Origin of the sequence: Gordonia sp. PvP123, assembly GCF_040547295.1 — a bacterium.
Taxonomy (GTDB): Bacteria; Actinomycetota; Actinomycetes; order Mycobacteriales; family Mycobacteriaceae; genus Gordonia; species Gordonia terrae.
On the sequence record NZ_JBEPPN010000010.1, the window covers coordinates 194,651 to 218,917 of the forward strand.

Sequence of the window (24,267 nt, forward strand, 5' to 3'; positions counted from 1 at the left end):
GCCCCATGCGAGTGCTCGCAGGTCACACGTGCGACGGCACGAACGGCGGGATCACGACCTCACACGTCAGGTCGCGGCCGCGGACATCGACGACGACCTCGTCACCCTTGCGCACCCCCGACGCCGTGTCCAGCAGCGCGAGTGCGATGCCCTGTTTGAGCGTGGGCGAGAACGTGCCCGACGTACAGGTCCCGATCGCCGCTCCGCCCGCTGCGTCGCCTGCCTGCCGAACCGCGCAGCCGGCCCGCGGGACTCCGCGTCCGGTCGCCCGCAACCCGTACAGGCGACGCGCCGGCCCAGCCTCCTTCTCGGCCAGCAGGGCGTCGCGCCCGAAGAACGACGGCTTGTCCCAACCGACCGCCCAGCTCGAGCGCGCCTGCACCGGCGAGATGTCGGGACCGAGCTCGTGTCCGTGCAGTGCGTAACCCATCTCGGTGCGCAGCGTGTCCCGCGCGCCCAGCCCCGCGGGAAGGCCGCCGACCGCGGTGATCGCCTCGAGCAGGACGTCGAAGACCGCGCCGGCGTCGTCCCACCGCGGCACGATCTCGTAGCCCCGTTCCCCGGTGTATCCCGTCCGGCAGACGCGCACCGGGGCCGCCCCTCCGGGCGTCGCCAGGTCGGCGTCGGCGAAGGCCATGTACTCCATGTCGGCGGGGAGTCCGAGTCCGGTCAGGATGTCGGGAGACCTCGGCCCCTGCACCGCCAGGACGGCCAGGTCACGATGCTGGTCGATGATCGAGATGCCTTCCGGCGCAACCGCTTGCAGTCGGGCCACGACGTCCGCGGTGTTCGCCGCGTTGGGCACCAGGAAGACCTCGTCGTCACCGACGAGATAGGCGATCAGGTCATCGACGACACCGCCGGACTCATTGCAGCACAACGTGTACTGCGCCTTGCCGGGCACGATCTTGCCGAGGTCGTTGGTGAGCGTCGAGTTGACGAACGCCGCCGCGCCCGCCCCGGACACCAGCGCCTTGCCGAGGTGACTGACGTCGAAGATGCCCACGTTGTCCCGCACCGCGGCGTGCTCGGCCACCGTGCCCGAGTACGACACCGGCATGTTCCATCCGCCGAACTCGGCGAAGGTGGCCCCCAGTGCGGCGTGACGGTCGGCGATCGGCCCGGCGAGGAGTTCACTCATGCCGTCCACGCTATCGGGCGACCCGCGCCGCCGGGCGCACCCGTGGCGGCACGCCCGGCGGGATCGGCGTTCGCGGCAGCCCGCCGCGGCGCCGCTGTGGCAGAGTTGAGCGGGTGAGCAAGAACGACACCGTCGACCGCGCACGCGGCCCCGAACTCGAACTGTCCACCTCGATCGGCAAGGGCGATTCCGCCCTGGTCATCGGCCTGATCAGCGCGTCGTCGTCCGACGACGATGCCGACGGCCCCGGCGCCGAGCCGACTCTCGCCATCGGTGACGGCATCCTCGACGACGCTCAGGCCGCCGCCATCAGCGCCGCCCTCACGGCACTCGGGGCCACCGGCTCGCACGGCGAGGTCACCCGGACCGCGGCTCCGGAGTCCCTGCCGGTCGGTGTCGTCGTCGCGGTCGGTCTCGGCGACGCCGACAACCTCGACGACGCCGACCAGGTCCGGCAGGCCGCCGGGATCGTCGCGCGCGAGCTCGACGGGCACGAGTCGGTGGCCACCACGCTCGCCGCGATCGATCTCCTCGCCGCGGCCGAAGGGCTGTTCCTCGGCGCGTACCGGTTCGACGAGTTCCGCTCGTCCAGTTCGAAGCCGAAGAAGACTCCGCCGCAACGCATCACACTGCTCGTCGAATCGAAGTCCAAGGAGGCCAAGGCCGGCCTGGAGCGGGCGGTCGCGATCGCCGACTCCGTCGCCATCGCCCGTGACTTCGTCAACACCCCGCCGAGTCACCTCTATCCCGAGGAGTTCGCGGCCCGCGCCCGCACGCTCGGGAGCAAGGCCGGGCTCAAGGTCGAGATCCTCGACGACAAGCAGCTCGAGGCGCAGGGCTACGGCGGGATCATCGGCGTCGGCAAGGGTTCCTCGCGACTGCCGCGCCTCGTCCGGCTGACCCACACCGCGAAGAAGTCCCCCACGAAGGTCGCTCTCGTCGGCAAGGGCATCACCTTCGACACCGGCGGCATCTCCATCAAGCCCGCCGCGAACATGGACGCGATGACCTCGGACATGGGCGGCGCCGCCGCCGTCATCGCCGCGACCATCCTTGCCGCCCGCCTCGACATCGACGTCACGGTCACCGCGACCGTGCCGATGGCCGAGAACATGCCCTCGTCGACCGCCCAGCGCCCCGGCGACGTGCTCACCCAGTACGGCGGACGCACGGTCGAGGTCCTCAACACCGACGCCGAGGGCCGTCTCATCCTCGCCGATGCGATCGTGCGGGCCTGCGAGGACGATCCCGACTACCTCATCGACACCGCAACGCTGACCGGTGCGCAGATGGTGGCGCTCGGCACCCGCACACCCGGCGTCATGGGTACCGACGAGTTCCGCGACCGCGTCGCGGCCCGCTCGGCCGATGTCGGCGAGAACGCCTGGGCCATGCCGCTGCCCGCGGAACTCCGCGCCGACCTGAAGTCCCGCGTCGCGGACCTGGCGAACGTGACCCCGCACCGCTGGGGCGGGATGCTCGCCGCCGCCATCTTCCTGAAGGAGTTCGTACCGGAGGATGTGCAGTGGGCCCACATCGACATCGCCGGACCCGCCTTCAACACCGGCAGCCCGTGGGGTTACACCACGAAAGGCGGTACGGGCGTACCCGTCCGGACCATCGCCGCGGTGCTCGAGGACATCGCTGCGAACGGCTGAGAAGACAGCCGACCGACAGCCGCCGACACCCGCGCGCCGCACCGATGAGAATCGTTACCGACGAGTACGAGCCGAACCGAGTCGGCGGCGCACCGTGCGGGTAGGGTTGGCCGCGGGGATGAGCGGCTGATCCGCCACTCATCTGCGCGGTCGTCGTACCGCCCCCGACCCCGTGCCCACGGCGCACACACCATTGGGCATCACCTACAGACCACCACGTCGAGTTCAGGAGTTCACAACGATGGCCTTCTCCGTCCAGATGCCCGCCCTTGGTGAAAGTGTCACCGAGGGGACAGTCACCCGGTGGCTGAAGGAGGAGGGCGACACCGTCGAGGCCGACGAGCCCTTGCTCGAGGTGTCGACCGACAAGGTGGACACCGAGATCCCGGCGCCCACTTCGGGTGTGCTGACCAAGATCATCGCGCAGGAGGACGACGTCGTCGAGGTCGGCGGCGACCTCGCCCTGATCGGTGACGCCGACGAGGCCGACTCCGGTTCCGACGACTCCGGCTCGGAGTCGGCCGGAGGCGACGAGCCCACCGAGGCCGCCCCCGAACCCGAGCCCGAGCAGGCGGCCGAAGAGCCCTCCACCGAGGAGGACGCCCCCGCCGAGAAGCCCACGGCCGACACCGGTTCCGGCTCGGCCGAGGGCACCGATGTGCTCATGCCCGAGCTCGGTGAGTCGGTCACCGAGGGCACGGTCACCAACTGGCTGAAGTCCATGGGCGACGAGGTGGCGGCCGACGAACCGCTGCTCGAGGTCTCGACCGACAAGGTCGACACCGAGATCCCCTCCCCCGTCGCGGGCACGCTCCTCGAGATCCTCGCGCAGGAGGACGACGTGATCGAGGTCGGCGGCAAGCTCGCCGTCATCGGTGACGCGTCGGCGGCTCCGTCGAAGAAGGAGCCCGAGCCGGAGCCCGAGCCCGAGCCGGAACCCGAACCCGAGCAGAAGTCGGAGCCCGAGCAGAAGCCCGAACCCGAGCAGGCACCCGCTCCCGAGGAGGAGCAGAAGCCGCAGCCCGAGGCCGAGTCCAAGGGCCCCGAGAAGTCCGACCCGCCGACCGTCGAGTCGACGCCGTACGTCACCCCGCTGGTGCGCAAACTGGCCGCGGAGAACAACATCGACCTCAACGCGATCAAGGGCACCGGTGTCGGTGGCCGGATCCGCAAGCAGGACGTGCTCGCGGCGGCCGAGGAGGCCAAGGCGCCCGCTCCCGAGCAGAAGCCCGCGGCGGCCGCTGCTCCGTCGGCACCCGCGGCATCGGCCGGGAAGTCCGCATCGCCGGAGATCCGTCCCGAGCTCGCCGAGCTGCGCGGCACCACCCAGAAGATCAACCGCATCCGCCAGATCACGGCGAAGAAGACCCGCGAGTCCCTGCAGCAGAGCGCCCAGCTGACGCAGGTCTTCGAGGTCGACATGACCCGCATCGCCGGACTGCGCAAGGCGGCCAAGGAGAGCTTCAAGGCCTCCGAGGGCGTCAACCTCACGTTCCTGCCGTTCATCGCGAAGGCCGTCGTCGAGGCGCTGAAGGCGCACCCGAACGTCAACGCGTCGATCGACGAGGACAAGAAGGAGATCACCTACTACGACAAGGTGCATCTGGGGATCGCCGTCGACACCCCGCAGGGTCTGCTGTCGCCGGTCATCCACAACGCGGACGACCTGTCGATCGCCGGCCTCGCCCGGGCCATCGCCGACATCGCGTCGCGCGCTCGGTCCAACGGCCTGAAGCCCGACGAGCTCGCCGGCGGCACCTTCACCATCACCAACATCGGCAGCCAGGGCGCCCTGTTCGACACCCCGATCCTGGTCCCGCCGCAGGCGGCGATGCTCGGTACCGGTGCCATCGTCAAGCGTCCGGTCGTCATCACCGGCGAGGACGGCTCGGAGTCGATCGCGGTGCGCTCGATGTCCTACCTGCCGCTGACCTACGATCACCGTCTCATCGACGGCGCCGACGCCGGCCGCTTCCTCACCACGGTGAAGAAGCGTCTCGAAGAGGCTGCCTTCGCCGCGGACCTGGGCCTCTAGCCCGGATTCCCGGAGACGGCACACCGAGGACACGCGATGCGGATCGCCGTCGCAGGGTCACAGGGGCTGATCGGCAACGCCCTGGTCAACTCGCTGCGCGCGGCGGGCCACACGGTCACACGTCTGGTCCGCCGCGAGGCACGCGCTGATGACGAGTTCAGTTGGGATCCCGAGACCATCGGCGTCCCGCCCGAGAGCCTCGACGGCGTCGAGGCGGTGGTGTCACTCGGTGGTGTCGGCGTCGGCAACGGCCGGTGGACCGGCCGGTTCAAACAGGAACTGCGGGACTCCCGGATCACCCCGACCGAGATCCTCGCCGAGGCGGTCCGGGATCTCGGTATCCCGACCTTCGTCAGTGCGAGCGCGACGGGCTACTACGGCGACACCGGTTCACGTCCGGCGACGGAGTCCGACGGTCCGGGCGAGGGTTTTCTGGCCGACCTGGTCGTCGACTGGGAACGCGCGGCAACCGCCAACGCGGGAGACGGCACGCGTCTCGTCCTGCTGCGCACCGCGCCCGTCCTGAGTGCGCAGGGTGGCCTGCTCGGCAAGCTCCGTCCGCTGTTCAAGCTGGGTCTCGGCGGGCCCATCGGCGACGGGAAGCAGTACTTCTCGTGGATCAGCCTCATCGACGAGGTGCGGGCCATCGAGTTCCTCCTCGCCTCCGACGTGTCGGGACCGGTGAACCTGAGCGCACCGGGCGCCGTTCCGTTCGGCGAGTTCGCGTCGGCTCTGGGCCGTGCCGTACACCGTCCGACCGTGCTGCAGGTCCCCGCTTTCGCGGCACGCCGGGTCGGCGGCGAGATGGCCGAGGAAATGATTCTGTTCAGTCAACGCGTTGCACCTGAGGTGCTGACCGATCACGGATTCACCTTCACCCATCCCGGTGTCGACGAGGCCCTGGCCTACGCCACCGGTTCCCGACGCCATGACTGATCGACCGATCCGCGCGAGTACCGATCCGGTCGAGATCCGCCGGCTCGGCGTCCTCGACTATCAGTCGGCCTACGACATGCAGCACGGGCTGGCCACCGACCGCGCGGACGGCATCCTCGACCACGACGTACTGCTGTTGCTGGAACACCCCTCCGTCTACACCGCGGGCAAACGCACCGAGGACTCCGACCGGCCCACGAACGGCGCGCCGGTGGTCGATGTCGACCGCGGCGGTCGGATCACCTGGCACGGCCCGGGGCAGCTCGTCGGCTACCCGATCGTGAAGCTCGCCGAGCCGCTGGACGTCGTCGAGTACGTGCGTCGCCTGGAGGCGGCGCTGATCACGGTCTGCGCCGGGCTCGGCGTGGCCACCGGCCGTGTCGACGGCCGATCGGGCGTGTGGATCACCGACGACGCCGGGGAACGCAAACTCGGACAGATCGGTATCCGCGTCGCACGCGGGGTGGCGTTGCACGGCTTCGCGCTCAACGTGGACCCCGACATGTCGGCGTTCGAGGCGATCGTCCCCTGCGGAATCGCCGACGCCGGGGTGACCTCCCTCGCCCGCGAACTGAACCGCCCACTCTCGGTGGACTCGATGCTCGACGACACCGTCGACGCGGTGTGCTCCGCGCTCGACGCCCCCGACTTCGACCCCACCGCCAACCCGGTGCCTGCCACCACACAGTCCGAAACACCCACTACTGCAAGCGTAGGATCGATTCAGTGACCGCGTCCCCCCTCACCCCCGGACCCGGTGCCCCCGACGCCACACCCACGGCATCGGCACCCGCACCCCAGACTCCGAGCCCCGCCCCCGAAGGCCGCAAACTCCTGCGCCTCGAGGTGCGCAACGCCCAGACCCCCATCGAACGCAAACCGGAGTGGATCCGGACCCGCGCGACGATGGGCCCGGAGTTCACCGAACTCAAGGGCCTGGTCAAGCGTGAAGGCCTGCACACCGTCTGCGAAGAAGCCGGCTGCCCCAACATCTACGAATGCTGGGAAGACCGCGAGGCGACCTTCCTCATCGGCGGCGAGCAGTGCACCCGCCGCTGCGACTTCTGCCAGATCGACACCGGCAAGCCGTCGGCCCTCGACCGCGACGAACCCCGTCGCGTCGCCGAGAGCGTGCAGGCGATGGGTCTGCGCTACTCCACCATCACCGGCGTCGCCCGCGACGACCTGCCCGACGAGGGCGCCTGGCTCTATGCCGAGACCGTCCGCGCGATCCACCGCCTCAACCCCGGCACCGGTGTGGAGAACCTCATCCCTGACTTCCACGCCAAGCCCGACCTGCTGGCCGAGGTCTTCGACGCCCGCCCCGAGGTGCTCGCGCACAACCTCGAGACCGTGCCGCGCATCTTCAAGCGCATCCGGCCGGCGTTCCGCTACGAGCGGTCTCTCGACGTGCTCACCGCTGCACGCGATTTCGGTCTGGTGACGAAATCGAACCTCATCCTGGGCATGGGCGAGACCCCGCAGGAGGTGCAGTCGGCGATCGTGGATCTGCACGAGGCCGGCTGCGACATCCTGACCATCACGCAGTACCTACGGCCCTCGCCACGGCATCATCCGGTCGAGCGCTGGGTCAAGCCCGAGGAGTTCGTCGACCACTCGGAGTTCGCGCAAGAAGTCGGTTTCGCCGGCGTCATGGCGGGTCCGCTGGTGCGTTCGTCGTACCGGGCCGGGCGTCTGTACGCGCAGGCGATGGCCCACCACGGCCGCGAGATCTCGCCGGCACTGGCCCACCTGGCAGCCGAGGGATCGGCCAGCCAGGAGGCCTCCAGCCTGATGGCCCGCCTCGCCCGCTGACTCCTCGGCGCGCGGACGTAAACTGGGCTCATGGCAAAGGCGCAGGTGAGCAAAGAGGTCAAGGCCGAGAAGAAGAAGGCCCGTAAGGCGGCATCGAAGGAACGGCGCCAACAGCTGTGGCAGGCCTTCCAGATGCAGCGCAAGGAAGACAAACGACTCATCCCCTACATGGTGGGCGTGATCGTCCTGTCGATCGCTGTCTTCACCGCGCTCGGGTTCGTCCTCGGCTCGCCGTGGCTGCTGATCCCGCTCGGGGTGGTGCTGGGCATCCTGGGTGCGTTCATCCTGTTCGGCCGCCGGGTCCAGAAGAACGTCTACACCAAGGCCGAGGGACAGCCGGGCGCCGCGGGGTGGGCCCTGGGCAACATGCGCGGGCAGTGGCGGGTCAAGCAGGCCGTCGCCGGGACGTCTCAGCTCGACGCCGTGCACCGCGTCATCGGCAAGCCGGGTGTGATCCTCGTCGGCGAGGGCTCGCCCACGCGCATCAAGTCGCTGCTCGGCCAGGAGAAGAAGAAGGTCGCGCGCGTCGTCGGCGACACCCCGATCTACGAGATCATGGTGGGCAACGACGACGGTCAGATCCCGCTGTCGAAGCTCGAACGGCACCTCAACAAGCTGCCCAGCAACATCGACCGCAAGCGGATGGAGACCCTCGAGGGTCGGCTGTCCGCCCTCGGCAGCAAGGCTCCCGGCCCCGGCATGCCGAAGGGGCCGCTCCCCGCGAACGCCAAGATGCGCAGCATGCAACGGACGGCGCGCCGCCGCGGCTGACGCTTCTGCCCCACCCCGTCGACCGTGCACCGAATTGCGTCGACTGTGCACCCGATTCCGTCGACTGTGCGCCGGGGTGAGTTCGACGGGCAACGACCTACGACAAAACCCACCACCGATTCGATTCGGTGGTGGGTTTTGTCGATGAGTGGCTCGTGCGGATCGGCCGCCGTCAGCGGGTCCGGACGAGAGCGGTTCCGGTGGCGCGGTCGTGCAGGGCGCGCCCGTTGTAGTCGTTGATCAGCGCCGGCACCAGGAAGATCATCAGCAGCTGACGGAAAAAGGCGCGGACGATCCCGACCGCCGCCGGGCTCTGCTCGCCGGTCGCCTCGGCGGTGTTGCGCTCGGAACCGAAATCCACTCGCGCGACCCGCATCCCGATGACGAGTTGGCCCGGGGTGAACCCGAACAGAGTCACCGCGAAGATGCCCATCACGAACCACACGCCGAGCTGTGTGGTGGCGAGGTGTGGCGAGTAGAACCCGACGAACAGCAGCGCGAGTCCGGCGGCTATCAGCCAGTCGACGAGCAGACCCGCGACGCGCGGCCAGCCGGTCGCCAGCGACCCGGGCCCGTTCTCCGGGAGGCCCAGATCCTGCCCTCGGTACTCGTTCTCCACGCCGGACGCGGGACCGATCTGCGGTCCCGACAGCCAGGAACCCGTGACTCGTCCCATCGGTGATGACTCCTCTCACGCGACCGCGCGACCACCTCGGTCCGCGTCGTCGCCGCACTACGAACCATCGTAGTCGCTGGTTGTCGCGACCCGTCCCGCCCATTCGGGCCTGCCGCTAGGGTTGGGGTGCGCCGAGTGCGTCGCGCCCCGAACACGCTGTGTAGCGAACACCACTGCGCGTGTAACACGGGGGAAACACGGACTTAGCGCATGGGCAACTTCGCCTCCATACGGTTGCCGCTGAGATCCGCTGCTGTTTCTCAGTGGCGGATGTGGCGTGTCCCCATACACGGACCACCGATCACGAAGGAGTCACCGCACGGTGTACAGCAGTAAAGAAGAACTACTCGAGGGCATCAAGAAGGAAGGTGTCGAGTACGTCGACATCCGATTCTGCGACCTGCCCGGTGTCATGCAGCACTTCTCGATCCCCGCGTCGGCCTTCGACGAGGACGTCTTCGAGGAGGGTCTGGCATTCGACGGCTCGTCGGTGCGTGGCTTCCAGTCGATCAACGAGTCGGACATGATGCTGCTGCCCGACCCGGCCACCGCGCGGATCGATCCGTTCCGCAAGGCCAAGACGATGAACCTCAGCTTCTTCGTCCACGACCCGTTCACGCGCGAGGCCTACAGCCGCGACCCGCGCAACGTCGCCCGCAAGGCCGAGGACTACCTCGCCTCGACCGGCGTCGCCGACACCTGCTTCTTCGGCGCCGAGGCCGAGTTCTACATCTTCGACTCGGTGTCCTTCGGCTCCGAGATGAACGGCACCTTCTACGAGGTCGAGTCCGAGTCCGGCTGGTGGAACACCGCCTCGCCGACCGACCCGGACGGCAGCCCGAACCTCGGCTACAAGGTCCGCCCGAAGGGTGGCTACTTCCCCGTCGCACCGTACGACCACTACGTCGACCTGCGCGACGAGATGTCGACGAACCTGACCAACTCGGGCTTCGAGCTCGAGCGCGGCCACCACGAGGTCGGCACCGCAGGCCAGGCGGAGATCAACTACAAGTTCAACACGCTGCTCCACGCAGCCGATGACGTGCAGCTGTTCAAGTACATCATCAAGAACACCGCGTGGCAGAACGGCAAGTCGGTCACCTTCATGCCGAAGCCGCTCTTCGGCGACAACGGCTCGGGCATGCACGCCCACCAGTCCCTGTGGAAGGACGGCAAGCCGCTGTTCCACGACGAGGCCGGCTACGCGGGCCTGTCGGACCTGGCGCGCTACTACATCGGCGGCATCCTGCACCACGCACCGTCGCTGCTGGCCTTCACCAACCCGACGGTCAACTCGTACAAGCGTCTGGTGCCGGGCTACGAGGCCCCGATCAACCTGGTCTACAGCCAGCGCAACCGGTCGGCCTGCGTGCGTATCCCGATCACCGGCAACAACCCGAAAGCCAAGCGCCTCGAGTTCCGTTGCCCGGACAGCTCGGGCAACCCGTACCTGGCGTTCGCCGCGATGATGATGGCCGGCCTGGACGGCATCAAGAACAAGATCGAGCCGCACGAGCCCGTCGACAAGGACCTCTACGAGCTCCCGCCGGAGGAGGCGAAGAGCATCCCGCAGGCTCCGACCTCGCTGGCCGCGGTCATCGACCGCCTCGAAGAGGATCACGAATACCTCACCGCCGGTGGCGTGTTCACCGAGGACCTCATCGAGACCTGGATCGCGCTCAAGCGCGAGAACGAGATCGAGCCGGTGCAGATCCGTCCGCACCCGTACGAGTTCTCGCTGTACTACGACTGCTGAGCCACGCTCCAGCCGACTCGGCCCGCTCCGCGATCGTTCTCCGATCGCCGAGCGGGCCGTTTCGTTGCCGGGCTACCAGCACGGCAATCCGCGCGAGGCGCCCTACCCGCCCGTCCCATCGTGCGACGATGAGCCGCATGGGCACACTCCTGACGTCCGACGAGTTCGAGATCCGGCTGCTGTTCGCGGAGTCCGTCCCGGAGGTGATGCAGTTCGTCCGCGACATGGTCCGGCAAGGCGAACCGATCGCCCTCGAACTGGAGGGGTCCGCGCACATCGTGAACCTCGCCAACGTCCGGCACTTCTCGCTGGTCGACCACACGGCCGACGACGAGACGCTGGACTCCGACGAGCGCACCACGGTCGTGCTGTCCATCGCCGAGGCCAGAGAGTAGCGACGCCACGCAGATCGGGGCGTACGTCGCCGTGAGGGGGCGTCCCTCAGTCGCCGGCGGCGATGATCACCTTGAGCGCGTGCTCGTCGGCAGCGTTGCCGAACGTGTCGTACGCTTCGTCGAATTGATCGAACGTGAACCGGTGGGTGATGAACTTCTCCGGGGCGATGTCGCCGCGTTCGATGCTCTCCAGGAGTTCGGGCGCCGTGGTGGCATTGACCAGGCCCGTGGTGATCGTGAGGTTGTTGATCCAGTCCCGCTCGATCGGGAACGTCACGCTCTCGCCGTGCACGCCCACGTTGGCGACGTGACCGCCGGGACGCACCGAGTCGAGCGCGACGCCGAACGTCGCGGGTACTCCGACAGCTTCGATCGCGACGTCCACACCGAGTCCGCCCCGGCTGAGTTCTCGGAGCTGGGCGACGACGTCGCCGCCGGCATTCACGTCGATGGTGTCGGTCGCGCCGAACTCCCGGGACTGCTCGAGCCGGAACTTGTTGCCGTCCACGGCGATCACCTTGGAGGCACCGGCGGCCGAGGCCGTCATCACGGCGGCCAGACCCACCGGCCCCACCCCGACGACGGCGACGACGTCGCCCTGCCCGACCGCGCCGTAGAGCACCCCGATCTCGTAACCCGTCGGCAGGATGTCACTGAGCATCGTGCCCTGCTCCGGCGTCACCTTCTCCGGAAGCGGGATGAGTCCGTTGTCGGCGAACGGAACCCGGACGAATTCGGCCTGCGTCCCGTCGATGAGGTGGCCGAAGATCCAGCCGATGCCACCCACCGTCTGGCAATGCGACGTCAGACCCGCTCGGCAGAACTCGCACGTACCGCACTTGCTCACGCACGACACGATCACGCGATCCCCGACCCGAACCCGTTCGCAGCCCGGACCGACCTCGGTGACCACGCCGACGCCTTCGTGACCGAGAATCCGACCCGGCGTGACCGCCGGTACGTCGCCCTTGAGTATGTGCAGATCCGTCCCGCAGATGGTGGTCACCTCCATCCGGACGATCGCATCCGTCGGTTCCTGCAGAACAGGATTCGGAACGTCCTCCCAGGCTTTCCGGCCGGGACCGTGATACACGAGAGCTTTCATCGACGACTCCTCACGTCTGCGGGTCTCGCCCGCAGCGTAAGCACGGACCGGTGAGCGGTTCGTCTCAGATTGAGACGCCCCGGCTCACTCGTCGAGAGACCGTCCACCTCGTCACTTGGGCACCGCCCGATCCCGCAATTCGTGGACCAGGAGGCCGACGCGGCCTGTGATCCGTACCACTTTCGGGACTTGTTACCCTGCCGACTCACCAGGTACGACCGTAGTTTGGACGAATGACCCGCGATGTATATGTCGAAGACCTCGTACCCGGCGACCGGATCAGCCTCGAAGGCACTCCCCGCGTCGTTCGCACCACCAGCCGACTCGACGGCAATCAGCTACGGATCGAGCTCGTGAAGGGTCATGACGACCTGAGCGAGGTCGTGCTGGACCGCACGGTCAAGCTGCAGGTCAACTGAACCGGAGCTCGTCAGATCCCGACCGCGCGGACGGACCTATGGGTCAGGCCGCCCGGGCGCCGTCGAGATCGCCGAACACCGCCTGGTTGTGATCGAATGCCGCGATCGCCTCGCCGACGAGGCGATCGATTCCGTCCGCGTCGAGGGGTAGTGCGTCGAGCCGTGCCCGGTAGGCGTCCTTGTAGCGCTTGAGCTTGTCGATCTCGTCGAACGAGTAGAAGCTCAGTGCCGCGTCGTCGACGCCGTAGTGCTCCCGCATGCGGTGGGCCACCACCTGACCGCCGCTGAGGTCGCCGAGATAGCGGGTGTAGTGGTGGGCCACATACCGCGCCGGGTCGGTGCGGGTGGACTCGATCGCGGCCACATACCGCGCCACCGCGGGCAACGGCGTCGTGTCGGACGGGTCGATGCCGAAGGACGCGAGGTCGGCACCGAGTCGTTGCAGGCGCAGCAATCTCGGGTCGAGCACGGCCTCGGCGACGGGATCTCCCGCCAGGTCGGCGCCGACACGTTCCAGGGCCTCGTAGACGAAGTAGAGCTGGATCGCGAGGCGCTGGTACTCGCCGGTGTCCAGCCGGCCCGATATCAGGTCGTCGATGAACGGAGCGTGTTCGGCGCGCTCGTGCGCCACCGCGGTCGCCGACCGCAATCGCTCGGAGATACTCCGACGCTCCGGCGCACTCGGGCGGTCGGCGTCCTGGGGTCCGGCGTTCTGCAGATCCGTCATGATGCCACCAGTGATACCACCAGAGTCCGGTGATCGGAACCCGGCAGGTAGTGGGTGTCCATCGACGTCGCCACGAAGCCACGCAGGATGACGCGGTCGATGGCGACCAGCGGCCGGTTGCCGATCTGCTTGTCGGTGGGATAGCTGGGCAGGAACCCGGCACCCGCCACATCGGTGCCGTCGACGAGCCCGTTGGTCAACAGACTGCGGTATTTCGCGTGATTCCACGTGGAGTTGTAGTCCCCGATCGCGATCACCCGGCCTGGCGGGAGCTGCTCGAAATGCGCGGCGAGGGTGTCCATGTCGGCGAGCCAGTCCCAGTTGCGGCCCCACAACGGTGCGGCCGGATGGATGGCCAGCACCTGGGTGCCCGCCGCCCCCGGCAGGTCGGTCCGGGCCTGCAGGTTGTGCAGCACGGTCCCCGGGATGTTGTAGCGCTCGTCGAGCGGCATCTTGCTGAACATCGCGGTACCGGCCGCGTAGCTGTACGGGATCGCGAACTCGTGCGGCAGCGCGCGCCCGATCTCGCTGCGCCTCAGGCGTTCCAGCGCCTCGGGAGTGACCTCCTGCAGGGACACGAGGTCGGGATCGGCGTCGGCCACGATCTTCTCGAGCGCAGCGATGTCACCACCGCCGAAGAGCAGGTTCGCCGAGACCACCGTGAACCGCTCGCCGGCGGGCGCGGCCTCGGCGACGACGAGAGGCACCTGGGTGTAGGCCAGAGCGCCGGCCGCCACGACGGCGAGCGCCAGCATGAACCAGCGTCGCAGAACCCCGAAGACGATGATCGCGATCAACCCCGGGATGAGCGCGAACTGGACCGCGCTCGTGAGGTACAGCGTGACGTCACCGCGTGACGGGTAGTAGTGCAGGAACACACCCAGCACCACGCCGGCGAGCATCGCCCACCCCAGGACGTACGCAGCCGCCCACAGAAATCTCGTCATCGCTCCCCCATGTGACCCGGTGTTCCCCCGCCGGATTCATCTGTGCCCTTGGGCCTCGTCTGTACCGCCGGTGTGTCAGGCCCCGAAGACCTTCAGCACCACGGCCTTCGCTCGACGCGTCACCCGGAGATAGTTCTCCAGGAACTCGTTGGCCTGATCCTCCGGCCACCCCGCGGCGAACGCGATCTGGCGCAGTTGCGCGCCCGGTCCGGGCAGCTGGTCGATCGGCTTGCCGCGGACCAGGACCAGCGCATTGCGCGCCTTCGTCGCGGTCGTCCAGGCGTCCTTCAGCAGCGTGACGTCGTTCTCCGACAGCAACTCCGCGGCGCCGATGGCATCCAGCGAGTCGAGCGTCGACGTGTTGTGCAGGCTGCGGTAGCGGTGCGCGTACTTGAGCTGGAGCAGTTGCACCGTCCACTCGATGTCGGCGAGGCCGCCGCGACCGAGTTTGGTGTGGGTGGCCGGATCGGCACCGCGCGGCAGGCGTTCGGCATCGACCCGGGCCTTGATCCGGCGGATCTCCTTCACGGCGTCGTTGCTGACCCCACCGGCCGGGTACCGCACATGATCGATCATGTGCAGGAAGTCGATGCCGAGGGCTTCGTCGCCGGCGACCTGGTGCGCGCGCAGCAGGGCCTGGACCTCCCACGGTTGCGCCCATTGCGCGTAGTAGGCGGCATAGGACGCCAGGGTCCGCACGATGGGGCCGTTCCGGCCCTCCGGGCGCAATCCGGTGTCGACCTCCAGCGGCGGGTCCGCGCTGGGGCTGCCCAGCATCGACCGCACGTTCTCGGCGATCGTCTGCGCCCACTTGAGCGCTTCGGACTCCTCGGCGGCCCGGTCGGGCTGACACACGAACATCACGTCGGCATCCGAGCCGTAGCCGAGTTCGCCGCCGCCGAGCCGACCCATTCCGATCACCGCGATGCGGGCCGGCGCACGGCTCCCCCGCTCGCGCTCGGAGATGTTGATCGCCACGGTCAGCGCGGCATTCAGCACCGCCGCCCACACACCGGACAGCGCCTTGCAGACGGCCGGCACGTCCAGCAGCCCCAGGACGTCGGCGGACGCGATGCGTACCAACTCCGCACGCCGATGCGAACGCGCAACGGCCACGGCTCGTTTCATGTCCTGCTGGCGAACGGTCGACGCGATGAGCCCCTTGGCCACGTCCTCGGGCCGGACGTTGCACAGCTTGGGACCGTCCGGTCCGTCGGAGTACTGGTGGATCACCTCGGGTGAGCGCATCAGCATGTTCGCGATGTACTCCGACGTCCCGAGGACCTTCATCAGCCGCGCCGCGACGACGCCGTCGTCGCGCAACAGACGCAGGAACCAGTCGGTGTCCTCCATGACATCGCAGAGGCGGCGGTAGTTCAGCAGACCCGCGTCGGGGTCGGGGGTGTCCCCGATGTGCTCGAGCAGCTGGGGCAGGATGAGGAGCTGGATCTGGCCGCGCCGTCCCGGCGCGTTCGACAGGGCGCGAATGTGACTCAGCGCGCGGTCGGGTTTCGCGTAACCCAGTGCGGCCAGCCGTCTTTCGGCCGAGGTGTCGGTCAGGGTCAGCTCGTCGGTCTTGAAGCGGGTGACCGCCTCGAGCAGCGGCCGGTAGAACAGCTTCTGGTGCAGGCGCCGAACCCGCAGGCTCTGGTGACGGATCTGTTCGCGCAGCACCCCTGTCGCGTCGAGTTCGCCCTCACGACGGATGTGTGCGGCGCGGGCGAGCCAGCGCAGTGCCTCGTGGTCGTCGGGCTGGGGCAGGAGGTGCGTCCGCGACATCCGCTGCATCTGCAGACGGTGTTCCAGCAACCGCAAGAACTGGTATGACGCACTGAGATTGGCGGCGTCGTCGCGTCCGACGTAGCCGCCCGCGGTGAGCGCGGCCAGCGCGTCGACGGTCGGCATGACGCGCAGCTTCTCGTCGACCCGGCCGTGCACCATCTGCAGGAGCTGGACCGCGAACTCGACGTCGCGCAGACTGCCGCGTCCGAGCTTGAGGTTGCGTTCCCGCTCGTCCTCGGGCAGCAGGGATTCGACGCGGCGCCGCATCTTCTGCACCTCGGGCACGAAGTCGGGTCGCTCGGCGGCCTTCCACACCATCGGTTTGACGGCGGCGATGTACTCGTCGGCGAGCTGCATGTCGCCGGTCATCGCCCGTGCCTTGAGGAGTGCCTGGAACTCCCAGGTCTTGGCCCACCGCTCGTAATAGGCCACATGCGATTCGAGTGTCCGCGTCAACGCGCCGGACTTGCCCTCGGGCCGGAGTGCGGCGTCGACCTCGAAGAACGCGAGCGAACCGATGCGCATCATCTCGCCTGCGATGCGGGCCGCGGTTCCGTCGGCCGGGTCGCTGACGAAGATGACGTCGACGTCGCTGACGTAATTGAGCTCGCGCGCACCGCATTTGCCCATCGCGACGACGGCGATCCGCACCGCGATGGGATCGTCGCCGCACACCTCGGTGAACGCGACGGCGAGCGCCGCGGTCAGGGCGGCGTCGGCCAGGTCGGACAGGTACGCGCCGACCTCGGGCAGCCACATCACCGGCTCGTCCTCGACGGTCGAGGCGACGTCGTGCGCGGCGAGTTGCAGGATCAGGTTGCGGTAGGCCAGGCGTAGCGCGACGACGGCCTTCGGGCCGGCCAGTCGGGCCCGGTAGACCCGATTGCCCTTCTCGACCTCACCCGGCACGGCCTGGGCGTCGACGGCGGCGAGCATCAGACGGTCGACCTCGGCGCGGTCGGGCAGCTCGTCGGCGAGCAGCAATCGCCAGCTCGACGGTTCGGCGACGAGGTGATCGGCGAGTGCGTCCGAGGAGCCGATGACCGCGAACAGGCGGCCGCGGAACGAGCGCTCCGCCCGCACCAGGGCGTCGATCTCGGACCACTCGTCACCGACGGCTCCGCGCAGCCGCACGAGCGTTCGCAGCGCGAGGTCGGCGTCGGGTGATCGCGACAGCGCCCACAACACATCGACCGATTCGGGCGTGTTCCAGCCGAGGTCGGCCAGGTTCCGGGGTGCGGAGTCGTCGAGGAGACCCAGGCGTCCCGCGCTGGGGACCGTGCTGCGTCCGGCTCGCCCAGCGGGTCCCGATCGTGTTGTCACATCACAAAAGTAGCGACCGAGTCCGCCGAATACGACATCGCGGTGCCGGACCGGGTCGGACCGGGCTCTACAGCGGCAGGTAGTTCTGCAGCTCGAACGGGGTCACGAGGCTGCGGTAGTTCGTCCATTCCGTCCACTTGTTGCGGAGGAAGTAGTCGAAAACGTGCTCGCCGAGCGCCTCGGCGACCAGCTCCGAGTTCTCCATCTCCTTCAACGCGTCGGCCAGGCTGCCGGGGAGTTCCTTGTAGCCCATCGCACGACGCTCGGCGGAGGTGAGGGCCCAGACGTCGTCCTCGGCCTCGTCGGGCAGCTCGTAATCTTCGTTGATGCCCTTGAGGCCCGCGGCCAGCAGTACCGCGAAGGTGAGATACGGGTTGCAGGCCGAGTCGGGGCTGCGCACCTCGACGCGCCGCGAGGACGCCTTGTTCGGCGTGTAGAGCGGGAGCCGGATCAGCGCGGAACGATTCGCGCCACCCCAGGTCGCCGCAGTGGGCGCCTCGCCGCCGTGGATGAGCCGCTTGTAGCTGTTGACCCACTGGTTGGTGACCGCACTGATCTCCGAGGCGTGGTGCAGGATGCCGGCGATGAACTTCTTGCCCGTTGCGGAGAGCTGCATCGGGTCGTCGGGGTTGTGGAAGGCGTTGATGTCGCCCTCGAAGAGACTCAGGTGGGTGTGCATCGCCGACCCGGGATGCTCGCTGAACGGCTTGGGCATGAAGGTCGCCCAGACGCCCTCGTTGATCGCCACCTCCTTGATGAGGTAGCGGAAGGTCATGACGTTGTCGGCCATCGACAGCGCGTCGGCGTAACGCAGGTCGATCTCCTGCTGCCCGGGCGCACCCTCGTGGTGGGAGAACTCGACCGAGATCCCCATCGACTCGAGCGCCTCGATGGCGTGCCGCCGGAAGTTCGGTGCGGCGTCGTGGACGGCTTGGTCGAAGTAGCCGCCGGAGTCCGCCGGGGTCGGCACCGACCCGTCGAGCGGCGCCTCCTTCAGCAGGAAGAATTCGATCTCGGGATGGACATAGCAGCTGAAGCCGAGGTCGGCGGCCTTGTTCAGCTGCCGGCGCAGGACATGGCGCGAGTCGGCCCAGCTGGGGGTGCCGTCGGGCATCGCGATGTCGCAGAACATGCGGGCCGAGTGGTGCCGGCCGGCCGAGGTGGTCCACGGCAGCACCTGGAAAGTCGACGGATCGGGTTTCGCGACGGTGTCGGCCTCCGAGACCCGTGAGAAGCCCTCGATGGCCGAGCCGTCGAAGCCGATCCCCTCCGCGAACGCGCCTTCGAGTTCGGCCGGGGCGATCGCCACGGATTTCAGATAACCGAGGACGTCGGTGAACCACAGACGTACGAAACGGATGTCGCGCTCTTCGAGGGTCCGCAGCACGAATTCCTTTTGGCGATCCATGGTCGCCGACCTTAGAAGTACGCTGTTAAATCCGTGTTACACGCGCGAATCCAACTCGCTGTGCAGCGGTTTTGCAGCCGTCATCCCACATCGTGGGAAGCTGCGGCGAGCACCCGGGACTCGAGGCGCGTCGTCGTCGCGGGCCGGCCGGTCTCCAGGGTCCCACATTGCCCGAGCCCGACCGGTCGACGCGTGTGACCAATCGCATACAGACGGCCGGTCACAACGGGCCCCGCCGGTGAAACAATGGCCTACGTCCGTGTTCAACCCGGGTACCCGCCGCGCCGCTCCGGCCAGTCGGGACTCGAGGCAGAAAAGAGACAACGATGTCCGATTCCTCGGTATACGGCGCGCCCGCCTCCGGTCAGTCCGCCAAGCGGCGCGTGACCCGCATCCACCACCTGGCCCAGATGAAGGCCGAAGGCGAGAAGTGGTCGATGCTCACCGCGTACGACTATTCCTCCGCCCGCATCTTCGACGCTGCGGAGATCCCGGTCCTCCTCGTCGGCGACTCCGCCGCGAACGTGGTCCTGGGCTACGACACCACCATCCCGGTCACCGTCGACGAGATGATCCCGCTCATCCGCGCCGTCGTTCGCGGCGCACCGCACGCGTTGGTCGTCGCCGACATGCCGTTCGGCAGTTATGAGATCGGGCCGCAGCACGCCCTCGAGAACGCGTTCCGGATCTTCAAGGAGACCGGCGCACACGCGGTCAAGCTCGAGGGTGGCGAGCGCGTGGCACCGCAGATCGCCGCTCTGTCCGCCGCCGGCGTGCCCGTCATGGCGCACATCGGTTTCACCCCGCAGAGCGTCAACGGGCTGGGCGGGTTCCGCGTCCAGGGTCGCGGCGACGGGGCCGATCAGCTCATCGCCGACGCCATCGCCGTCCAGGAGGCGGGTGCCTTCGCCGTGGTGATGGAGATGGTCCCGGCAGACCTCGCTGGCCAGATCACGCGCAAGCTCACCATCCCGACCGTCGGCATCGGCGCGGGCAACGAGACCGACGCCCAGGTCCTCGTCTGGCAGGACATGGCCGGCCTCACCCACGGCAAGACCGCCCGATTCGTCAAGCGCTTCGCCGATGTCGGGGGCGAGTTGCGTTCGGCCGCCGAACAATACGCCGACGAGGTACGCCGCGGGATCTTCCCGGGCCCCGAGCACAGCTACTGACCCGCGGGTCCGCCGTCCCGGCGCAGCACGCCTGTCGCCGGGACGTCCCACCGGCCGAGCGTGGCGCAGACGCCTACGCTGACGTCCATGCGGAACTTCTACCCGGAGATCGAGCCCTACGCCGCCGGCCACCTCGATGTCGGTGACGCCCAGCAGATCTACTGGGAGACGTCGGGCAACCCGGACGGGAAGCCCGCGGTGTTCGTACACGGCGGACCCGGGGGCGGGACCGCTCCGACGCAACGCCGGTTCTTCGACCCGGCGAAGTACCGCATCGTGCTGTTCGACCAGCGCGGCTGCGGCCGGTCGCGTCCGCACATCGCCGACGGCGCCGACCTCAGCGTCAACACCACGCCACACCTCATCGCCGACATGGAGCGACTCCGTGCCCATCTCGGCATCGAACGCTGGCAGGTCTTCGGCGGCTCCTGGGGTTCGACACTGGGCCTCGCCTACGCGCAGGCCCATCCCGATCGGGTCACCGAACTCGTGCTCCGCGGCATCTTCCTGCTGCGACGCAGCGAGATCGACTGGTACTACAACGGCGGCGCCGCCCACATCTACCCCGATCTGTGGGAGAGCTACCTCGAACCCATACCGGTCGACGAGCGCGACGGTGACCTGGTCGAGGCGTATCACCGGTTGCTCACCTCCGACGACGCCGAAACAGCTCGCGCCGCCGCCCGCGCCTGGACGGGCTGGGAACAGGCGACCAGCTATCTCCTCCCCCGCCCCGAGGAGGACACGGCCGACGCATCGGAGGACACACCGCACGGCACGGACGCCGACCGGTTCGACCTCGCCTTCGCGTCGATCGAGAACCACTACTTCGTCAACCACGGATTCCTCCGCGACGGCCAGCTCCTCGAGAACATCGACGCGATCGCCTCCATCCCCGGCGTGATCGTCCAGGGCCGTTACGACGTGGTGTGCCCGACGCGCAGCGCGTGGGACCTGCACCGCGCGTGGCCGGCCGCCGATCTGCACATTGTCGCCGACGCCGGGCATGCGTCCTACGAACCGGGCATTCGCCATCACCTCATCGAGGCGACCGACCGCTTCGCGCGGTAGCCGGCGCCGAACGTCGGCCGGGGTCACTAGACTCGGCGGACAGCCGTCGAGAAATCCAGGAGGAACAGGTGGCCGCATCCGAGCAGCTCGAGGTGGAGCTCAAGTTCGACGTGGACGCCGGACACGTGGCCCCCGACCTGCGAGCCCTGCCGGGCGTCGTCTCGTCGACCACTCCGGAGACGTTCTCCCTCGACGCCACCTACTTCGACACCGAGAACCTCGACCTCGCTGGCAACCGGATCACCATGCGCAGGCGCACCGGCGGGACCGACGAGGGCTGGCATCTCAAGCGCCCCAGCGACATTCCCGGGGCGCGGCGAGAACTGCAGGTCGGATTCGACGAGGCACCCGCAGACGGGGAGGTTCCCGAGGCGCTGTCGGCCCCGGTCCTCGCACACATCCGCGCGCGCACGCTGATCCCGGTCGCGGTCATCTCGACGACGCGCACGGTGACCCGGTTGCTGGGTGCCGACGACGAGCCGCTCGCCGAACTCGCCGAGGATCTGGTGACCGCGCAGTCGCTCCTGCCGGGCGGCCACTGCCAGCAGTGGGCCGAGTGGGAGTTCGAACTCCTCTCCGGAGGCACGACCAAGCTGCTCAAGGCCGCCGACAAGGCGTTGCGCGCCGGGGGTGGCCGAGAGGCGTCGAGCGCGTCGAAGCTCGCCCGTGCGATCGGTGCGACGCCGACGGTCCACGAGCCGCGACTCTCCAAGCGACCCACCGCACTCGAACTCGTCGTGACCGACATCGCGCTGCACCGCAATTCGCTGGTCGCCTACGACCCGCTCGTGCGTGTCGACGCCCCCGACGCCGTACACCAGATGCGGGTGGCCTGCCGCCGTCTGCGCAGCGTGCTGTCGGGATTCCCCACCGTCCTCGATGCCGAGCGCACCGCACACATCGGCGCCGAGCTGAAGCTGCTGGCTCAGATCCTCGGCGACGCCCGCGATTCCGAGGTGCAGCTCGAGCTGAGCGAATCACTTCTGCGTGGCGAGAACGCCTCGCCCGAGCTGCGCGCCGAACTCGCCGGCACCGAGGTCACCGTGCATGACCGCGCACTGCGCGCGGCGCACGCGGCGATGTCGTCGAAGCGGTATTTCACCCTGCTCGACAGCATCGACGGCCTGATCGCCTCGCCGCCCCCGGGTCCCGACGCCGACCTCCCGGCGACGACGGTCGTCGACAAGGCGATCGCCCGCAGCCGCAAGCACATTCATCGCGCCCAGGCCCGCCTGGCGAGCTTCGCCGAGGGGTCGGACGAATGGGAGGAGCAGATGCACACCGTCCGCAAGCGCGCGAAGCGTCTGCGCTACAGCATCGACGCGACCGAACCGCTCGGCAAGAAGAAGTACCGTGCCGTCGGCTCGGCCGCCAAGAAGATCCAGTCCGCGCTCGGCGATTTCAACGACACCCGGATCAACCGGACGCGACTCGCGCAGATTGCGTCGGCCGGAAACCTCGGTGGCCCCGACATGTTCGTCCTCGGCCGGATCGACGCCCGGCTCGAGGCCGACGGTCATCGCGCGATCGCCGCATACCGGAGGGTCGCCAAGGACCTCTGACACCGCTGCTGCTCGAGCCACGCACCGGTGGCGAGCCGAGTCGAAACCACTCCCCCGCAACGACTCAGACCCGGCGGAACTCCACCGTCCGGCTCATCTCGTCGGCCTTGGTGAGTTCGACGACCACGCGGTCGCCGGGGCGCAGATCACCCGCGCTGCGCGCGATCACCGGCGGATCGGACAGGAAGATCTGCGCCGGGCGACGTTCGGTGGCGGCAGACATCACCACGGCGTCGAACCGCTCGCCCACCCGCTCGCGCAGGATGACGGCTTCCGCGAGGTCGATGCTCGCGCGATCCGCGGTGGCGCCGAGCGTGTCGGCCGACCGCAGGATCTTCGGCAGCGTCGGCAACGCCCGCTGCACCCAGTCGGGTACCGGCGTACCGGCGGTGACCGCGAGGCACACCTCGGTGGCGAAGCGATCGCCGAGCCGACGCAGCGGCGCGGTGACATGGGCGTAGAGCCCGCCGATCGCCGAATGCCGCATCCATGCGTCGTCGACGGACTCGGCGTCGTCGCCCCCGGGAAGTGCGAGATAGTTGGCGCCGCGCATCAGACCGCCCGCAGCCGACTGCAACGCCAAGGTGCTCGGCTCGTCCCCCGGCAGACCCGCCAGGAACCGTCCCACCGACACTCCGTCCGGCCAGTCCACGCCGAGCGCCCGGGCCGCGGCGCGCAGATCCTCGACCGCATCCTCCTCGGCCGGCGGCAGCGTGCGCAGCAACCCCACACCGGCCTCGGCCATGAGTGTGCCCGCGCACATCCCGGCGAGCAGCGACACCTGGGAGTTCCACATGTCGGCGGGAGTGTGCGCCTCGAGGTCGAGCCGCCACCCGCCGTCGGTGCGGACGACCGTCTGATCGGGCAGGTCGAGTTCGACCGCACCGCGCGCCAACGCGACCTCGCGCCGGAGCTCGCCGAACGCGGGCAGAGCCGCGATGGACGGGTGCAACCGACCGGTGGCCGCGTCCGCCGAGACACCGGCGTAGTCGAGGCGGGCGACGGAAGAGATGCGGGATCGTCGCACTCGAACATCGGTCACCGACCCGTCTCCGGCCACGCGGATGGTCCACAGCACGCAGAGTCTGACCTGTTCGGGCAGAAGGGAACCCGCGCCCTCGGACAGCTCGCGAGGGTGCAGCGGGACCGAGCCGTCCGGGAAGTACACGGTGGTGCCGCGTCGACGGCTCTCCTGGTCGAGGGCGCCCTCCGGGGTGATCAGGGCCGCGACATCGGCGATCGCGTAGTCGACGACGAACCCGTCACCGTCGGCCGCGATGTGTACCGCCTGGTCGAGATCGCGGGAGGTCGGTGGGTCGATGGTGACGAAGGGGACGCCGGTGTGGTCCTCGCGGACCTCGGCGTACCGATCTGCACCCGGGGCGTCGGACTCGATCCGTTCCGCGGTGGCCCGTGCCTCGGCGAGCGCGTCCGCGCCGTACTCCTCGTCGACGCCCAGTTCGGTGCGTATACCGGCGAAGTCGATGTCCGGGGCCGAGAGAATGCGTTTCACTCCCCCAACCCTAGAGAGCACGCGGGCCCCTACGGCGCACGACGCGCGATCGCGG

20 protein-coding genes are annotated in these 24,267 nt (G+C 68.7%); 12 read left to right on the top strand and 8 right to left on the bottom strand.

Annotated features, from left to right (window positions below):
- Window positions 1–22 precede the first annotated feature (22 nt).
- Complete coding sequence (gcvT, locus tag ABIC25_RS20105) at window positions 23–1,141, bottom strand: glycine cleavage system aminomethyltransferase GcvT (RefSeq protein WP_354562854.1); 1,119 nt, start codon at window positions 1,139–1,141, stop codon at window positions 23–25.
- Window positions 1,142–1,254: 113 nt separating this feature from the next.
- Between gcvT and ABIC25_RS20110 the strand changes: the two genes are divergently transcribed.
- The 6 genes from ABIC25_RS20110 to ABIC25_RS20135 all read left to right on the top strand — a co-directional run bounded on the left by ABIC25_RS20110 (window position 1,255) and on the right by ABIC25_RS20135 (window position 8,356).
- On the top strand, window positions 1,255–2,799 hold the full coding sequence (locus ABIC25_RS20110; protein WP_354562856.1) for a leucyl aminopeptidase: 1,545 nt from the start codon (window positions 1,255–1,257) through the stop codon (window positions 2,797–2,799).
- Window positions 2,800–3,040: 241 nt separating this feature from the next.
- The gene (gene sucB, locus ABIC25_RS20115) at window positions 3,041–4,834 is read left to right on the top strand and encodes a 2-oxoglutarate dehydrogenase, E2 component, dihydrolipoamide succinyltransferase (RefSeq protein WP_354562858.1); all 1,794 of its coding nucleotides are present in this window, start codon (window positions 3,041–3,043) and stop codon (window positions 4,832–4,834) included.
- A 36-nt stretch (window positions 4,835–4,870) separates the two neighbouring features.
- Window positions 4,871–5,770 (top strand): TIGR01777 family oxidoreductase, encoded by a 900-nt coding sequence (locus ABIC25_RS20120; RefSeq protein ID WP_004022930.1) that lies wholly within the window; start codon window positions 4,871–4,873, stop codon window positions 5,768–5,770.
- Window positions 5,763–6,500 (top strand): lipoyl(octanoyl) transferase LipB, encoded by a 738-nt coding sequence (gene lipB / locus ABIC25_RS20125; RefSeq protein WP_101819427.1) that lies wholly within the window; start codon window positions 5,763–5,765, stop codon window positions 6,498–6,500. The genes ABIC25_RS20120 and lipB overlap by 8 nt, the downstream gene beginning before the upstream one ends.
- Window positions 6,497–7,585: a lipoyl synthase gene (lipA, locus tag ABIC25_RS20130; protein ID WP_101819426.1), complete on the top strand. Its 1,089-nt coding sequence runs from the start codon at window positions 6,497–6,499 to the stop codon at window positions 7,583–7,585. Before lipB ends, lipA begins: the two co-directional genes overlap by 4 nt.
- A gap of 30 nt (window positions 7,586–7,615) precedes the next feature.
- Window positions 7,616–8,356 (top strand): DUF4191 domain-containing protein, encoded by a 741-nt coding sequence (locus tag ABIC25_RS20135; RefSeq protein WP_004022933.1) that lies wholly within the window; start codon window positions 7,616–7,618, stop codon window positions 8,354–8,356.
- A 172-nt stretch (window positions 8,357–8,528) separates the two neighbouring features.
- On the opposite strand, the gene ABIC25_RS20140 is transcribed toward ABIC25_RS20135, so the two are convergent.
- A complete protein-coding gene (locus ABIC25_RS20140) occupies window positions 8,529–9,032 on the bottom strand; it encodes an RDD family protein (protein WP_064570570.1) in 504 nt (167 codons plus the stop codon).
- Window positions 9,033–9,354: 322 nt separating this feature from the next.
- Between ABIC25_RS20140 and glnA (ABIC25_RS20145) the strand changes: the two genes are divergently transcribed.
- Window positions 9,355–10,788 (top strand): type I glutamate--ammonia ligase, encoded by a 1,434-nt coding sequence (gene glnA, locus ABIC25_RS20145; protein ID WP_004022935.1) that lies wholly within the window; start codon window positions 9,355–9,357, stop codon window positions 10,786–10,788.
- Window positions 10,789–10,925: 137 nt separating this feature from the next.
- Entirely contained in the window at window positions 10,926–11,183 is a 258-nt protein-coding gene (locus ABIC25_RS20150; RefSeq protein ID WP_354562859.1) for a hypothetical protein, read from the top strand.
- Window positions 11,184–11,229: 46 nt separating this feature from the next.
- Here the strand turns inward: ABIC25_RS20150 and ABIC25_RS20155 are convergent, their stop codons facing one another.
- Window positions 11,230–12,288 carry a zinc-binding dehydrogenase gene (locus tag ABIC25_RS20155; RefSeq protein ID WP_354562861.1) on the bottom strand — a complete coding sequence of 353 codons (1,059 nt, stop codon included), beginning with the start codon at window positions 12,286–12,288 and terminating at the stop codon, window positions 11,230–11,232.
- A 233-nt stretch (window positions 12,289–12,521) separates the two neighbouring features.
- On the opposite strand from ABIC25_RS20155, the gene ABIC25_RS20160 reads away from it, so the two are divergent.
- Entirely contained in the window at window positions 12,522–12,707 is a 186-nt protein-coding gene (locus ABIC25_RS20160; protein WP_004022938.1) for a hypothetical protein, read from the top strand.
- A gap of 43 nt (window positions 12,708–12,750) precedes the next feature.
- Here ABIC25_RS20160 and ABIC25_RS20165 read toward each other — a convergent pair whose 3' ends face one another.
- The 4 genes from ABIC25_RS20165 to glnA (ABIC25_RS20180) form a co-directional block, all read right to left on the bottom strand.
- On the bottom strand, window positions 12,751–13,434 hold the full coding sequence (locus ABIC25_RS20165; protein WP_435529105.1) for a biliverdin-producing heme oxygenase: 684 nt from the start codon (window positions 13,432–13,434) through the stop codon (window positions 12,751–12,753).
- Window positions 13,431–14,381 (bottom strand): endonuclease/exonuclease/phosphatase family protein, encoded by a 951-nt coding sequence (locus tag ABIC25_RS20170; RefSeq protein WP_101819423.1) that lies wholly within the window; start codon window positions 14,379–14,381, stop codon window positions 13,431–13,433. Before ABIC25_RS20170 ends, ABIC25_RS20165 begins: the two co-directional genes overlap by 4 nt.
- Window positions 14,382–14,456: 75 nt before the next feature.
- A complete protein-coding gene (locus tag ABIC25_RS20175) occupies window positions 14,457–17,486 on the bottom strand; it encodes a bifunctional [glutamine synthetase] adenylyltransferase/[glutamine synthetase]-adenylyl-L-tyrosine phosphorylase (RefSeq protein WP_081487044.1) in 3,030 nt (1,009 codons plus the stop codon).
- Window positions 17,487–17,553: 67 nt separating this feature from the next.
- Window positions 17,554–18,894, bottom strand: coding sequence for a type I glutamate--ammonia ligase (gene glnA, locus ABIC25_RS20180; RefSeq protein ID WP_004022942.1), 1,341 nt, complete (start codon window positions 18,892–18,894; stop codon window positions 17,554–17,556).
- A gap of 326 nt (window positions 18,895–19,220) precedes the next feature.
- Here glnA (ABIC25_RS20180) and panB point away from each other — a divergent pair, with 326 nt between their 5' ends.
- The 3 genes from panB to ABIC25_RS20195 all read left to right on the top strand — a co-directional run bounded on the left by panB (window position 19,221) and on the right by ABIC25_RS20195 (window position 22,699).
- On the top strand, window positions 19,221–20,066 hold the full coding sequence (panB, locus tag ABIC25_RS20185) for a 3-methyl-2-oxobutanoate hydroxymethyltransferase (RefSeq protein ID WP_064570574.1): 846 nt from the start codon (window positions 19,221–19,223) through the stop codon (window positions 20,064–20,066).
- Between the two features lie 87 nt (window positions 20,067–20,153).
- Entirely contained in the window at window positions 20,154–21,137 is a 984-nt protein-coding gene (pip, locus tag ABIC25_RS20190) for a prolyl aminopeptidase (protein WP_004022944.1), read from the top strand.
- A 68-nt stretch (window positions 21,138–21,205) separates the two neighbouring features.
- Window positions 21,206–22,699 carry a CYTH and CHAD domain-containing protein gene (locus tag ABIC25_RS20195; protein ID WP_354562863.1) on the top strand — a complete coding sequence of 498 codons (1,494 nt, stop codon included), beginning with the start codon at window positions 21,206–21,208 and terminating at the stop codon, window positions 22,697–22,699.
- Window positions 22,700–22,763: 64 nt separating this feature from the next.
- On the opposite strand, the gene ABIC25_RS20200 is transcribed toward ABIC25_RS20195, so the two are convergent.
- Window positions 22,764–24,212, bottom strand: a complete 1,449-nt coding sequence (locus tag ABIC25_RS20200) for an RNB domain-containing ribonuclease (RefSeq protein ID WP_354562865.1) — start codon at window positions 24,210–24,212, stop codon at window positions 22,764–22,766.
- Window positions 24,213–24,267 lie beyond the last annotated feature (55 nt).

Coding starts and splice junctions, on each gene's coding strand:
- glnA (WP_004022942.1), bottom strand. CDS start 18,894: ATGGATCGCCAAAAGGAATTCGTGCTGCGGACCCTCGAAGAGCGCGAC.
- ABIC25_RS20170 (WP_101819423.1), bottom strand. CDS start 14,381: ATGACGAGATTTCTGTGGGCGGCTGCGTACGTCCTGGGGTGGGCGATG.
- gcvT (WP_354562854.1), bottom strand. CDS start 1,141: ATGAGTGAACTCCTCGCCGGGCCGATCGCCGACCGTCACGCCGCACTG.
- ABIC25_RS20155 (WP_354562861.1), bottom strand. CDS start 12,288: ATGAAAGCTCTCGTGTATCACGGTCCCGGCCGGAAAGCCTGGGAGGAC.
- ABIC25_RS20140 (WP_064570570.1), bottom strand. CDS start 9,032: ATGGGACGAGTCACGGGTTCCTGGCTGTCGGGACCGCAGATCGGTCCC.
- ABIC25_RS20165 (WP_435529105.1), bottom strand. CDS start 13,434: ATGACGGATCTGCAGAACGCCGGACCCCAGGACGCCGACCGCCCGAGT.
- panB (WP_064570574.1), top strand. CDS start 19,221: ATGTCCGATTCCTCGGTATACGGCGCGCCCGCCTCCGGTCAGTCCGCC.
- ABIC25_RS20150 (WP_354562859.1), top strand. CDS start 10,926: ATGGGCACACTCCTGACGTCCGACGAGTTCGAGATCCGGCTGCTGTTC.
- ABIC25_RS20120 (WP_004022930.1), top strand. CDS start 4,871: ATGCGGATCGCCGTCGCAGGGTCACAGGGGCTGATCGGCAACGCCCTG.
- ABIC25_RS20135 (WP_004022933.1), top strand. CDS start 7,616: ATGGCAAAGGCGCAGGTGAGCAAAGAGGTCAAGGCCGAGAAGAAGAAG.
- pip (WP_004022944.1), top strand. CDS start 20,154: ATGCGGAACTTCTACCCGGAGATCGAGCCCTACGCCGCCGGCCACCTC.
- ABIC25_RS20160 (WP_004022938.1), top strand. CDS start 12,522: ATGACCCGCGATGTATATGTCGAAGACCTCGTACCCGGCGACCGGATC.
- lipB (WP_101819427.1), top strand. CDS start 5,763: ATGACTGATCGACCGATCCGCGCGAGTACCGATCCGGTCGAGATCCGC.
- sucB (WP_354562858.1), top strand. CDS start 3,041: ATGGCCTTCTCCGTCCAGATGCCCGCCCTTGGTGAAAGTGTCACCGAG.